Consider the following 12,390-nt stretch of genomic DNA (forward strand, 5'->3'; position numbering starts at 1 on the left):
GAGATCAGATGCCGCGCCCCCAATAGCCGCACCAGCGGTGCGTGTGCCATTCGATGTTCTGCTCGTAGTTCTGCAGCGTCGCGTGCTGCGGCACCCGCACTTCCTTGGTGGCGGGATCGAAACATTTACCGGCGTCGGCTGCCTTTTTCACTTCCGCGGAAAGGTCGGTCATAAAGGCAAGCTGCTGCTCCATGTCCTTCCTGGTGCCGAGCCGGCCGCCGGGACCGGGATGACCGGGGATCTGACGCTCCCATCCCAGGGCCAGCGTCCGCTTCAGCGAGGCTTCCCACTCGCCGGGATAGGAATCGTTCACCGCCAGCCGCGACGGCACCGCGCCGAGCGAATTGAAGTCGACCGCGAACAGGATCTTCTCCTTGGGCAGGAACATCACCAGCGAGGAATCGGAATGATTGCGCCCGGTATAGATGAGTTCAAGCGTGGTGCCCCCAAGCTTGATGACGCGCCTCTGATCCACGACCTGGTCGGGCATGACGACGATGGAGGGATTCAGCGTCGCCAGCCGCTCCTTGGCGCGGCGGTGCGCCACCACGACGGCGCCGGCGTCCTTGAACGGCTTGCCACCGGCGATATGATCGTAGTGATGGTGGCTGTAGACCAGGTACTTTATCGGCGCCTTCGTGATCTTCCTGACCTCGTCGAGATAGGCCTTGGCCGCCTCGGGGCGGCCATAGCTGATCGGGTCGGTCACGATGACACCCGCGGGCGTGACCACGAACATCGACTGATGATTCTGGTAGCGGAAGATATAGACGTTTTCGGTCCCCTCGACCTTGGTGGCCGCAAACAGCGGTGGCGTCGCTGCCGGGGCTGGTGCCGGCGACGGCGTTTGGGCCTGCGCGAGGCCAGCTAGGCCAGCGATGAAGGCCGCCACGAGAAGTGCCAGGCGCGTATGGTTATACATATTGATTTCCTTCCCCTTCGATTGATCCCCCGGAGCCTGCCAAATTTCGTGGTCATGCGCGGTCTTTGCGCGGCTCCGCCGGAAGCGGCGCTGGCTGATGGCAGGCCCTCAGGCCAGCCGCGGCGCTGCAGCATGGCGCGCGCCTTCAATGGATATGGCTGCCCCCGTTCACGTCGATCGTTGCGCCGGTGACATAGGCCGAAAGATCGGAGGCCAGGAACAAGCACGCGCCCGCCACGTCCAACGGCCGCCCGGCCCGCTGCAACGGGATCGCCGACACGATCTCGTCGAACTTCTCGCGGGTGAGGCCATCGAGCATCCCGGTCTCCACCATCGACGGGCAGACGACATTGGCCCTGACGCCCACAGGGCCGAACTCGCGGGCGATGGTTCGGGTCAGACTGACGACGCCACCCTTGGAGGCGGCATAGTGAGCGCCCCCGACAAGGCCGCCGCCGCGCTGCGCGGCAACCGACGCCAGGTTGATGATGACTCCTGCTTTCTTCCCGGCGAAGACCGCGAGCGCGCTCTTGCAGATATTGAAGGCGCCCTTGAGGTTGACGCCGAGCACCCGATCATAATCGGTCTCCGCAATCGAAAGCATGGCGCGCGCCTGAACGATCCCGGCGCAATTCACCAGACAATCGATCGTCCCGAACCGCGCCACCACCTCAGCGACCGCGCGCTCGCAATCGGCCGGATTCTCGATGTCGCACCGCAACCCGGCAATGAGCGGCCGATGCCCGATGCTGCTGGCGATCGAAGACGCGATGTCGCCGACGATACCCTCGTCCATGCTGAGATCGACGAGAGCAAGCCGCGCGCCGTTCTGCGCAAACAGCTCGGCGGTTGCATACCCGATGCCTCGCAGCGACGAGGCTCCGACGATGACGCACACCTTGTCTTGAAGCAGCATCTACGTCCCCGCACGAGAGCTCAGGCCCTCGCAGTCTATCCGCGCATAACCTGTGAAATCTGTTTGTAAAATTTATTGACCATGAATGTCCATCCATGAAACCGTGGAGTTAGCAGGCGCCTTGCAGGAATTCCTTCTGAACCGCCTTCAGCCGCTGGCGACACGCTTAACCCGCACCAAAGAGGAAGCACCACCATGAAACTGCAGTTTCACCACATGAATCTGTGCTCGGAGAATGTGCCGCGGCTATCTGAATTCTATCGCTCGATCCTCGACCTCGGGTCGGTGGCGCACACCCGCGTCAATACCGCCGATGGCTATGGCGGAAACGTCGACTTCGTGACCGATGGCGCGATTGAATTCCACCTCGCGCGCAGGGACGTCGACCTCGGATTTCGCATGAAGCATTTCATCAACCCGCTCGACCGCGGCCATTTCTGCTTTCGCACCGACGATATCGAAGGGTTCAAGCGCCGCCTCGAGGAAAAGAAGATCCCCTACTCCGACTACGGAACCTGGGCGATGAAGGGCTGGTACCAGATCTTCTTTCATGACCCTGACGGCAATATCGTCGAGGTCCATCAAACCGGCAAATAGAACCTGCCGCAAGGCAACCTGGAACGCGCGGCAGCAAGGACGCAGCGAACAATAAAGCGGCGTTTGAGGCGCCGCGTTCACTGTCTGTTATGGACGTCATTCCGGGATGGTGCGTTAGCATCAGACCTCAGGTGCGCAATTGCGCACCATAGTTCGCTTCGCGCCCCGGAATGACGTCGCGCCTCAGCTCGCCGCCTGCGCCGGCCGGTCGCGCTGGTGCTTCATGACGATCTTGTTGAGCGCGCCGAGATAGGCCTTGGCCGACGCCACCAGCGTATCCGGGTCGGACGCCTTCGAGGTCATCGAGCGGCCCTCATGAGCGAGCCGCACCGACACTTCGGCCTGGGCGTCGGTGCCTTCGGTGACGGCATGGACCTGGTAGAGTTCCAGCCTGGCCTCGTGCGGCACCAGCGCCTTGATACAGTTGAAGACGGCATCGACCGGACCGTTGCCTTCGGCTTCCTCGATCTTGGTCTGGCCTTCGATGTCGAGCTTCATGGTCGCGCGCTGCGGTCCATGGGTGCCGGCGATCACCGTCAGCGAAACCAGCTTGATGCGGTCGTGGGCGGCCGCGATCTCCTGGTCGACCAGCGCCTCGATATCCTCGTCGTAGATGTCCTTCTTGCGGTCGGCCAGCGCCTTCATCCGCACAAAGGCGTCTTCCAGCTGGTTGGCGCCGAGCTTGTAGCCCATCTCCTCCAGTTTGTGCACGAAGGCGTGGCGGCCGGAGTGCTTGCCGAGCACCAGCGACGACTTCTTCAGGCCGATCATCTCCGGCCGCATGATCTCGTAGGTCGAGGCATCCTTCAGCACGCCGTCCTGGTGGATGCCGCTTTCATGCGCGAACGCGTTGCGGCCGACGATCGCCTTGTTGTATTGCACCGGAAACGAGGTCGCCGCCGACACCAGCTTCGAGGCACGGGTCAGCATGGTGGTATCGATCTTGTTCCACCACGGAAACACGTCGTTGCGAACGTTGATCGCCATCACGACTTCTTCCAGCGCGGCGTTGCCTGCGCGCTCGCCGATGCCGTTGACGGTGCATTCGATCTGCCGCGCGCCGCCGGCGATGCCGGCCAGCGAGTTCGCCACCGCCATGCCGAGGTCGTTATGGCAGTGCACCGAGAACACCGCCTTGTCGGAATTCGGCACCCGCTCGATCAGCGTGCGCATGAAGTTGGTGTACTCCTCCGGCACGGTGTAGCCGACCGTGTCGGGGATATTGACCGTGGTGGCGCCGGCCTTGATGACGGCCTCGACGATGCGGCAGAGGAAATCCATCTCGCTGCGGGTGCCGTCCTCGGCCGACCATTCGACGTCGTCGATGTGGTTGCGGGCGCGGGTGACGTTGGCGATCGACAGCTCCATCACCTGTTCCGGCGTCAAATTCAGCTTGACGCGCATGTGCAGCGGCGAGGTCGCGATCACGGTGTGGACGCGGCCGCGCCTGGCGAACTTCACTGCTTCGGCGCAGCGGTCGATGTCCTTCGGATTGGCGCGCGACAGGCCGGCGATGACGGCGTTCTTGGAGCGGCGGGCGATCTCGCTGACCGCTTGGAAGTCGCCTTCGGAGGTGATCGGGAAGCCGGCCTCGATGACGTCGACGCCCATGTCGTCGAGCATTTCGGCGATCTCGATCTTTTCCTCGAACGTCATGGTCGCGCCCGGGCACTGCTCGCCGTCGCGCAGGGTGGTGTCGAATACGATGACGCGGTCCTTTTCGGACTTGGCTGCGGTGGTCATGTCATGGATTCCTTTTGGGTCGGTGCGCCGTCTTGCAAGCGCTGAAGGGGCTGGTGATCTCGCGCGAACCCCTGAGTGCCCAGGCGCAAACCGCCCAGACGGCCCTCAGGGGCCGATAAGAAGCAGAAGCCCGCCAAGAAGCAGGGTGGACGCGGACGCAGCCGAAATCGAGGGCGCAGCGGTCGCCGCTCCCCCCCGAACTCCAGACATTTCGCCGCGAATCAGCATTGCCAGACCCTTTGGAAGCCAAATCTCGGCCAAAACCGTTGACGGTTGGTTGCCGGGACGGCGCTTCCAAGCTGTTTCTAGACGAGAATTATGGCCGGCGGCAATGCCAAAAGATGGTCAGGAGGGATGACCTATGCGGTTCAGCATACTCGTCGTCGCCCGCACAAGCGGGTGACCCAGTATTCCAGAGACCTAGGCGAGACCCTAGGAGGCCGCCGCGTACTGGATTCCCCGCCTTCGCGGGGAATGACGGCGCGGGTAGGCGGCGTCGGGTTTCACTTCCCCTTCCCCCCGCCCTTGCCTTCCGCCAGCAGCGCCTCGCGGACCTGCTTGAACTCGCCGCGGTCCTCCTTGTCGACCTCGGGGAAATGCAGCTCGAGCCGATCGAGCGCGGAGACGATGGCCGAGCCGATCACCACGCGGGCGAACCATTTGTAGTCGGCCGGAACGACGAGCCAGGGGGCGGCGGGCGTCGAGGTGTGGCGGATCATGTCCTGGTAGGCGGCCTGGTATTTCGCCCATAGCTTGCGCTCGCCGATATCGGCCAGCGAGAATTTCCAGTTCTTGGCGGGATCCTCCAGCCGCTCCAGGAACCGCCCGCGTTGCTCCTCCTTGGAGACGTTGAGGAAGAACTTCAGGATCACGGTGCCGTTGCGCGCGAGGTAGTTCTCCATCGCCGAGATATCCTCGAAGCGCTCCTTCCAGATATCCTTGGTCACCAATTGCTGTGGGATCTTCTGCCTGGCGAGAATTTCCGGATGCACCCGCACCACCAGGCACTCTTCGTAATGGGAGCGGTTGAAGATGCCGATCCGGCCGCGTTCCGGCAACGCGATCATGCTGCGCCATAGAAAATCGTGATCGAGCTCCATCGTGGAAGGCTGCTTGAACGAGGTGACGTCGCAGCCCTGCGGATTAATGCCCTCGAACACGCTTTTGATCGCACTGTCCTTGCCGGCCGCGTCCATGCCCTGGAAGATCAGCAGCAGCGACCAGCGGTCCTGGGCGTAGAGCTTCTCCTGGAAGTCGTTCAGCCGCTTGCGGTTGGCCTCGATGATCCGCGTCGCCTGTTCCTTGTCAAGACCGCCCTTCTCGTTGGTCTTGTGCGACTTCAGGTGAAACTCGCCTTTTCCGTCGAAGCGAAACGGGGCCACAAAGGGCTTCAGTTCGTCCGCCACCGATTGCGAGGAATTCTTGTTCATGGCGTCCCCGACGGCTTGGGTTGCGTCTTGAACCGATCGAGGATGCTGCCCAGAATACCCTTGGGCAGGAAGATGATGAAGACCACCAGCAGCACGCCGTAGACGAGGTTGTCCCAGCCGACCGCCTTGGTTCCGAACCCGATCCGCAGGATTTCCGCGAGCAGGATGGTGATGATCGCGCCGACCGTCGGCCCGAGCGAGACATAGAGCCCCCCGACAATGACCGCGAAGACCATCTGCAGCGACACCGCAATGCCGCTGACGGTGTCGGGCGAGATGAACATCTGGTACTGGCAATAGAGCGCGCCGGCGAGCGCCGTCATCAACGCCGAGATCAGCGTGATCTTGAGCTTTTCGGCGGTGACGTTGACGCCGGCGGCAGCCGCGGCGTCCTCGTCCTCCGAGATCGCCTCCATGGCGTAGCGGCTCATGCTGCGGTCGACCCAGCGCCAGATCAAGAGGCCCATCACCCAGACGAACAGCGCGATCAGATACCAGGTCACCTTGTCGTCGAACTGCAGCGCCAAGAGCTGGCTGCCCTTGGTGCGGTTGGGGGTGTAGCCGAGCGAGCCGCCGGTATAGTCCCGCGTGGCCGTGATGACCTGCAGCACAATGCCTGACAGCGCCAGTGTCACCAGCACGAAATAGTGCCCGGTAATGCGAAAGCGAAAGCAGGGATAGGCGACCACCAGCGCCAGCGCGCCGGCCGCTACCATGCTCAGGGGAATGCCGATCCATGGCGACACGCCGAGATGGTTCCAGAGCAGCGCCGTGACATAGGCGCCGACGCCCATGAAGCCGCCATGGCCGAGCGACACCAGGCCGAAGCGGCCCATGATCGACCACGAGGTGTAGGCGAACGACCAGATCAGGATCAGCACCAGCAGGTGCAGGTGGTAGGGCTCGCGGTAGACAAAGGGCAGCGCGATCAGCGCGGCGAGGCCTGTAGCCCAGGCGGCGTTACGGGAATTCACGAGCGCCTCGCGAAAAGGCCCGCGGGCCGGATGAACATCATGACGATGAAGAAGGCGAAGGCCAGCACGTAACCCCATTCAAGGTCCGAGAACAGCCCGCCCAGCGAGATGATCTCGGCAAACACGAACGCCGCGATGAAGCCGCCGACGAAATTGCCGAGCCCGCCAAGTACGCAGATCAGGAAGGTGATCGGCCCGAACGACAACCCGACAAACGGATGCACGTCATATTGCAGCACCAGAAGGCAGGCGGCGAGGCCCGCCAGCGCGCCGCCCAGCGCCGAGGTAATGAGATAGATCCGCTTGGTATCGACGCCCATCAGCGACATGATCTGGCGGTCCTGCGAGATGGCGCGGATCGCGGTGCCGGTGTAGGTGCGGGTCATGAACAAATAGACCGTCACCATGCCGATCAGCGCCGCGGCAAACGACAACAGCCGCGAGTAGCTGAGATGCATCTCGCCGATCGCCAGCACCGGCAGGCGGATGCCGAGATTGCGGAAGTCGATGCCGAAGGCGACGGTGGCGAAGCTCTGCAGAATGAACAGCACACCGCCGGTGGCGAGCAGCTGGTTGATCGGCGGCGCGGTCAATAGCGGCGCGATGACGATGTAGTGCAGCGCCGCGCCAAGCGCCGCCACCAGCAGGATCGCGATCGGGGCGGCAGCCCAGTACGGCAGTCCGAACACCTGCACCATGTAGTACATGCCGTACATGCCGATCATGACCAGCTCGGCGTAGCAGATCCAGGTCACGTCGATGACGCCGAAGATCAGGTTGAGCCCGAGCGCCAGCAGCGCCAGCACGCCGCCGAGCAGGATGCCGTTGACCACGGCCTCCAGCAGGTAGATGTCGAAGATGTCCAGAAACGCCTGCATTGTTGTGGCCCTATTCCAGCTTCACTTCACCTCTCCCGCTTGCGGGGGAGGTCGGATCGCATCGCAGATGCGATCCGGGTGGGGGAAAACTTACTCCATTATGAGCGCTCGCGGAGACACCCTCACCCCAACCCTCCCCCGCAAGCGGGAGAGGGAGCGCGGTCCCTTCGCCGTTCGACTTGACGTCATCATGCCTATACCCCGAGATACGCTTGTTTGATCGTATCGGTCGCCAGCATTTCCGCCGACGTGCCCGAGGCCCTGATGGTGCCGGCCTCGAGCAGATAGGCGCGGTCGACCACCTTCAGCACCTGCTGCACGTTCTGCTCGACGATCAGCACCGTAAGCCCGCCGGCACGGATCCGCTTCACCAGTTCGAACACCTGCTGCACCACGACCGGGGCGAGGCCCGCGGACGGCTCGTCGAGCAGCAGCAGTTTCGGATTCGACATCAGCGCGCGGCCGATCGCGCACATCTGCTGCTCGCCGCCCGACAGCGTGCCGGCCATCTGGTTGCGGCGTTCCTTCATGCGCGGGAAAAGGTCGAAAACGAACTCCAGCCGCTCGGCATACTTGGCGCGGGCGCCCGGCATGTAGGCGCCCATCTTCAGATTGTCGTCGACAGTGAGGCGGGGAAACAGCCGGCGGTTTTCCGGCACATGGGCGATGCCAAGATCGACGATGCGATGCGCCGGCGTCGCCAGCACGTCGATCCCTTCCATCGAGATCGCGCCCCGGGTCGGCCGGATCAAGCCAGAGATCACCCGCATCAGCGTGGTCTTGCCGGCGCCATTGGGGCCGATGACGCCCACCGCCTCGCCCGCCCGGACGTCGAGGTTGACGCCGAACAAGGCCTGAAAGCTGCCGTAACCCGCGTCGACCGATCTGAGTTCGAGCATGCTAGACCCCTGCCGGCCGGCGGGCTTCCGCCGCCGCGGCCTGGCTCGAATCCGCGTCGGTACCGAGGTAAACTTCGATCACCCTGGGATCGCCGGCCACCGCGCTCGGCAAGCCTTCCGAAATCTTCTCGCCGTGATCGAGCACCATCACGCGATCCACCACCCGCATCAACACGCCCATGATGTGCTCGACCCAGATGATGGTGATGCCGAGTTCGTCGCGGATCTTCCGCAGCATCTCGGCGGCCTGATCCATCTCGGTCTCGTCAAGCCCGCCGAGGCTCTCGTCGGCGAGCAAGAGCTTGGGCCCGGTGGCGAGCGCCTTTGCCAGCTCCAGCTTCTTCAGCCCGGCGGCCCCGAGGCCATCGACGCTGGCGTGGCGGTCGGTCGAAAGGCCGACCATGGCGAGCGCCCGTTCGGCGGCCTCATCGGCCCTCGCCCGGCTATGGCTACCCTGGCCGTAGTAACCCGCCAGCGCCACGTTCTCGAAGATGCTGAGCCGGTGAAACGGCCGCGGGATCTGGAAGGTGCGGCCGATGCCGCTGTTGATGATGCGATGCGGAGGGTGGCCGCCGATCTCCGAGCCGTTGAACAGGATCGACCCCGCCGACGGGGTCAGCGTGCCCGACAGCATGTTGAAGATCGTGCTCTTACCGGAGCCGTTGGGGCCGATCAGGCCGAGAATCTCGCCCTGCTCGACCCGAAACGACACGTTGTTAACCGCGGTGAAGCCGCCGAAGCGCTTCACCAACCCGTCTACCGTCAGCACCCCCGGAACCTCCGCTCACCCGCTTGCTTGGGCCTTATTGGTTGCTGAACGTCGATCCCTTGGGCAGGGGCAGCACGGCTTCGCGTTGGGCCTGGCTCTTGGGCCACACCACATACGACTTGTCGTCGATGTACTGGATCACGACGGGGAACGAGCGCTGGTTCTGGCCGGCCATCTGCTCGCCCTCGCCGAAGAACTTGACGCCGAAGCCAAGCATGGTGCCGCCTTCGGGAAGGTCGACTTCCAGCGCGGCCTTGCGCAGCGCCTCCGGATCGACGCCGCCATACTTCTTGATCGCGCGCGGCAGCACTTCGGTCAGGAAGACGTAGGTGTTTGACGCGGCCATGCCGACATGGGCCGAGCGAATCGCGACGCCCGGTTTGACCTTGTCGAACTCCTCACCGACCATCTTGATGACCGGCGGCAGCTTGGCATTCAGGCCCTTTTCGTTCGCAGCCCAGATCGAGATCGGGTCGGCGTTGAAGACGTGGTTGACGTCGCCGCCGAGGCCTTCCTTCAGTTTCTCGTAGACGCCATAGCCCGCGCCGTGGCCGACCAGGGCGGCGAATTTCAGGCCCTGCTCGCGCGCCTGGCGCCCGAAAAGGGTGATGTCGGGGTTGTAGCCGGTGTGGAAGATCACGTCGGGCCGCGCGCGCTTCAGCTTGGTGACCAGGGCCGAAAGATCGGGCGCGGTGGCGGCATAGCCTTCCTTCATCACGATGTTGAAGCCGGCCTTCTTGGCGCCGGCCTCGTTGCCCTTCGAGACGTCGACGCCGTAGGCGCCGTCCTCGTGGATGATGGCGACGCGCAGGTCCTTCGGGTCCTTGCCGAGTTTTGCCTTGGCGTTCTGCGCGATGAAATCCGTCGTCATCAGGCCGAACTGGTCGCCCGAGGCCTGCGGACGGAATACGTATTTGAAGTTCTTGTCCGAGAGCACTGCCGAGGAGATGCAGGTGGTGATCCACATGAAGTTCTTCAGCTGCTCGACCCGCGCGGCCACCGGCACGCACTGCGCCGACGAGAAGAAGCCGAGCAGCATGTTGACCTTTTCCTGCTCGATCAGCCGGACCGCCTCGTTGATGGCGACATCGGGCTTACTCTGGGCGTCGGCGTAGACGGCCTCGATCTTGTAACCCTCGACACCGGTCTTGGTGAACTGGTCGAGCATGATCTTGGCGCCGATATATTGCAGTTCCGACCCGCCGCCCGCCAGCGGGCCGGTCAGGTCGTAGATCACGCCGATCTTGATTTTCTTTTCCTGGGCGTTGGCGGGAACCGCCAACCCCAGTACCGCGACTGCGGCAGTCAACCCAACGAGAAGGCGTGCAGCTTTGCGCCCCGGCATGGAAAACCTCCCTGGAAGAATATTTTTGTGCAGTGCGTTTGCTTTTTCTGGTTCGCGCCTATCACATTGATAGCGCGGGCCGATGTCAAGCGTATTACTGCGGCCTCGCCGCGCAGACCCGCCCAAGCCCACACCTCAGGGTTGGGAGGCGAACTGCGCCGCAATGAACGCGGTGACAAAATCCGGCATGGCAGGACTGAGGTCGGCGGTTCCACGCACGAGATGAATCGCCGACAATTCGGGCCGGCGCTGCGAAGCGAGATTGGCTTCGATCCTGGCGCGCAGGGCTTCCCCCGGCATGTCCACCCGCAGGATGCGGATCAACGCCGCCGCGGCCCCGGTGTAGACGCAATGCCAATCGGGATCGATGTCGTAGTCGCCGGGGACAAGGCCGGTTTCCTCTTCGAGCTCGCGGACGACGCTGCCGGCGATATCGACCGCGCCGTCACTGATGTCGCCGAGATCGGGCGTGCCGGACGGAAAATAGATGCGCCCGGCGTTGGCGGTGTGCGGGCCCATCTCGCCGAGCACGAACGCGCCGTCGGCGCAGCGCAGCGCGCCCATGCCGAAGCCGTTGAAAACGCCCGTGTCCGGGAAGCCCCAGTCGCGCCACGCCAGAAAGCTGGCGAAATCGGTCTCGAAGTAGCTGGCGCTGAAGCGCCCGACTGCAAACACCGGGTTGCGCCCGAGCAGCACGCGGCCGTTCCACAGTGCAGGTTTCTCGCGCAGCTTCAGCGCGAAATGCGCCAGAATATCGGCGCGTCGCGCCACGGCGAACGGCCAGGTAAACGGCGCGACCGCCAGCTCAAGCGAACTAACGCGATGAATGACCGGCGGCTCGCTCGTCATCGCGATCGGCTATTTCGGGTTCACGCCCGTCGTCTTCTTCACCCGCTCGACATACTTGTTGGTCCAGGTCTTGCTCACGTCGATATTGGCCTTGGCGATCTCGGGCGAGCTTACGCTGAACACCGCCAGCACCGCGTCGGCGCCCTTCGGATCCATCAAGCCGGTTTCGGAGTACATCGGGATCGTGTTCTTCAACGCAGCCAGATAGAGCTCCTTGTTCTTGCCGACCATCTCTTCCGGCATTTTTGCCATGATCTCTTCCGGGCTGTGCGTATGGATCCAGGCGAGCGTGTTGACGATCGCCGTGGTCAGCGCCTGCACTTCCTTCTCGTGTGAATTGATCCAGGCCACGGTCGTGTACAGCGCGCCGCCCGGATACTCGCCGCCGAACACCGCGAGCGTGTCCTTTTGCGTACGGGTGTCGGCCAGGATTCTCAGATCCGGATAGCCGCTTTGCAGAACCGTGACGGAAGGATCGAGCATCACGGCGGCTTCGATCTGCCCCTGCTGCATCGCCGCCACCGCGGTAGCACCAAGTCCGACGCCGATCACCGCGGCGCTGGTCGGATCGAGACCGTTTTTCTTCAGGAGATACTTCAGGAAGAAATCGGTCGAGGAACCCGGCGCACTGACGCCGACCTTCTTGCCGGCGAGATCCTTGATCGACTTGATCTCACCGGTATGTTTGGGCGACACCACCAGCACCAGGCCTGGATAGCGGTCATAGATCACGAACGACTGCAGTTCCTGCTTCTTGGCGGCCAGGTTGACGCAATGGTCGAAATAGCCCGACACCACGTCGGCGCTGCCGCCAAGCACGGCTTTCAGCGCGTCCGAGCCGCCCTTGAGATCGACCAGTTCGACCGCGAGGCCCGCCTTTTCATACTCGCCGAGTTGCCGCGCCAGCACGGTCGGCAGATAGCACAGGCAGGCGCCGCCGCCGATCGCGATCGTGACCTTGCTTTGCGCCGCGGCAAGTCCCGAGGTCAGCACCAGCGCCAGCAGCGTCGCGGCCAGCCGGCCGAACAGTTTCTTCATGGCATCCTCCATTGGTCGGGCGGCAGGATA

At 63.4% G+C, this 12,390-nt stretch carries 12 protein-coding genes; 1 reads left to right on the top strand and 11 read right to left on the bottom strand.

Annotated features, from left to right (window positions below):
- Positions 1-4 precede the first annotated feature (4 nt).
- A complete protein-coding gene (locus Q0D31_RS09080) occupies positions 5-922 on the bottom strand; it encodes an MBL fold metallo-hydrolase (protein ID WP_291848722.1) in 918 nt (305 codons plus the stop codon).
- Positions 923-1,067: 145 nt separating this feature from the next.
- Positions 1,068-1,838: an SDR family NAD(P)-dependent oxidoreductase gene (locus Q0D31_RS09085; RefSeq protein WP_291848725.1), complete on the bottom strand. Its 771-nt coding sequence runs from the start codon at positions 1,836-1,838 to the stop codon at positions 1,068-1,070.
- Positions 1,839-2,033: 195 nt separating this feature from the next.
- Here Q0D31_RS09085 and Q0D31_RS09090 point away from each other — a divergent pair, with 195 nt between their 5' ends.
- Positions 2,034-2,435, top strand: a complete 402-nt coding sequence (locus Q0D31_RS09090; protein WP_291848726.1) for a VOC family protein — start codon at positions 2,034-2,036, stop codon at positions 2,433-2,435.
- Between the two features lie 183 nt (positions 2,436-2,618).
- Here the strand turns inward: Q0D31_RS09090 and Q0D31_RS09095 are convergent, their stop codons facing one another.
- The 9 genes from Q0D31_RS09095 to Q0D31_RS09135 form a co-directional block, all read right to left on the bottom strand.
- A complete protein-coding gene (locus tag Q0D31_RS09095) occupies positions 2,619-4,178 on the bottom strand; it encodes a 2-isopropylmalate synthase (RefSeq protein ID WP_291848727.1) in 1,560 nt (519 codons plus the stop codon).
- A 503-nt stretch (positions 4,179-4,681) separates the two neighbouring features.
- The gene (locus Q0D31_RS09100) at positions 4,682-5,608 is read right to left on the bottom strand and encodes a polyphosphate kinase 2 family protein (RefSeq protein ID WP_291848728.1); all 927 of its coding nucleotides are present in this window, start codon (positions 5,606-5,608) and stop codon (positions 4,682-4,684) included.
- A complete protein-coding gene (locus Q0D31_RS09105; protein ID WP_291848729.1) occupies positions 5,605-6,582 on the bottom strand; it encodes a branched-chain amino acid ABC transporter permease in 978 nt (325 codons plus the stop codon). The genes Q0D31_RS09100 and Q0D31_RS09105 overlap by 4 nt, the downstream gene beginning before the upstream one ends.
- Entirely contained in the window at positions 6,579-7,460 is an 882-nt protein-coding gene (locus tag Q0D31_RS09110; RefSeq protein ID WP_291848730.1) for a branched-chain amino acid ABC transporter permease, read from the bottom strand. The genes Q0D31_RS09105 and Q0D31_RS09110 overlap by 4 nt, the downstream gene beginning before the upstream one ends.
- Positions 7,461-7,654: 194 nt before the next feature.
- Positions 7,655-8,359: an ABC transporter ATP-binding protein gene (locus Q0D31_RS09115; protein ID WP_291848731.1), complete on the bottom strand. Its 705-nt coding sequence runs from the start codon at positions 8,357-8,359 to the stop codon at positions 7,655-7,657.
- Position 8,360: 1 nt separating this feature from the next.
- Positions 8,361-9,128, bottom strand: a complete 768-nt coding sequence (locus Q0D31_RS09120) for an ABC transporter ATP-binding protein (protein WP_291848732.1) — start codon at positions 9,126-9,128, stop codon at positions 8,361-8,363.
- Positions 9,129-9,162: 34 nt separating this feature from the next.
- A complete protein-coding gene (locus tag Q0D31_RS09125; protein ID WP_291848733.1) occupies positions 9,163-10,473 on the bottom strand; it encodes an ABC transporter substrate-binding protein in 1,311 nt (436 codons plus the stop codon).
- 135 nt (positions 10,474-10,608) lie between these two features.
- Complete coding sequence (locus Q0D31_RS09130; protein WP_291848734.1) at positions 10,609-11,322, bottom strand: NUDIX hydrolase; 714 nt, start codon at positions 11,320-11,322, stop codon at positions 10,609-10,611.
- A 9-nt stretch (positions 11,323-11,331) separates the two neighbouring features.
- Positions 11,332-12,360 (bottom strand): ABC transporter substrate-binding protein, encoded by a 1,029-nt coding sequence (locus tag Q0D31_RS09135; RefSeq protein ID WP_291848735.1) that lies wholly within the window; start codon positions 12,358-12,360, stop codon positions 11,332-11,334.
- Positions 12,361-12,390: the final 30 nt, after the last annotated feature.

The organism is Bradyrhizobium sp. (assembly GCF_022844465.1).
In the GTDB taxonomy this organism is placed as follows: domain Bacteria; phylum Pseudomonadota; class Alphaproteobacteria; order Rhizobiales; family Xanthobacteraceae; genus Bradyrhizobium.

Bases quoted from the DNA above. Each gene is read 5' to 3' on its own strand.
- Q0D31_RS09080 (WP_291848722.1), bottom strand. From the start codon at position 922: ATGTATAACCATACGCGCCTGGCACTTCTCGTGGCGGCCTTCATCGCT.
- Q0D31_RS09085 (WP_291848725.1), bottom strand. From the start codon at position 1,838: ATGCTGCTTCAAGACAAGGTGTGCGTCATCGTCGGAGCCTCGTCGCTG.
- Q0D31_RS09090 (WP_291848726.1), top strand. From the start codon at position 2,034: ATGAAACTGCAGTTTCACCACATGAATCTGTGCTCGGAGAATGTGCCG.
- Q0D31_RS09095 (WP_291848727.1), bottom strand. From the start codon at position 4,178: ATGACCACCGCAGCCAAGTCCGAAAAGGACCGCGTCATCGTATTCGAC.
- Q0D31_RS09100 (WP_291848728.1), bottom strand. From the start codon at position 5,608: ATGAACAAGAATTCCTCGCAATCGGTGGCGGACGAACTGAAGCCCTTT.
- Q0D31_RS09110 (WP_291848730.1), bottom strand. From the start codon at position 7,460: ATGCAGGCGTTTCTGGACATCTTCGACATCTACCTGCTGGAGGCCGTG.
- Q0D31_RS09115 (WP_291848731.1), bottom strand. From the start codon at position 8,359: ATGCTCGAACTCAGATCGGTCGACGCGGGTTACGGCAGCTTTCAGGCC.
- Q0D31_RS09125 (WP_291848733.1), bottom strand. From the start codon at position 10,473: ATGCCGGGGCGCAAAGCTGCACGCCTTCTCGTTGGGTTGACTGCCGCA.
- Q0D31_RS09130 (WP_291848734.1), bottom strand. From the start codon at position 11,322: ATGACGAGCGAGCCGCCGGTCATTCATCGCGTTAGTTCGCTTGAGCTG.
- Q0D31_RS09135 (WP_291848735.1), bottom strand. From the start codon at position 12,360: ATGAAGAAACTGTTCGGCCGGCTGGCCGCGACGCTGCTGGCGCTGGTG.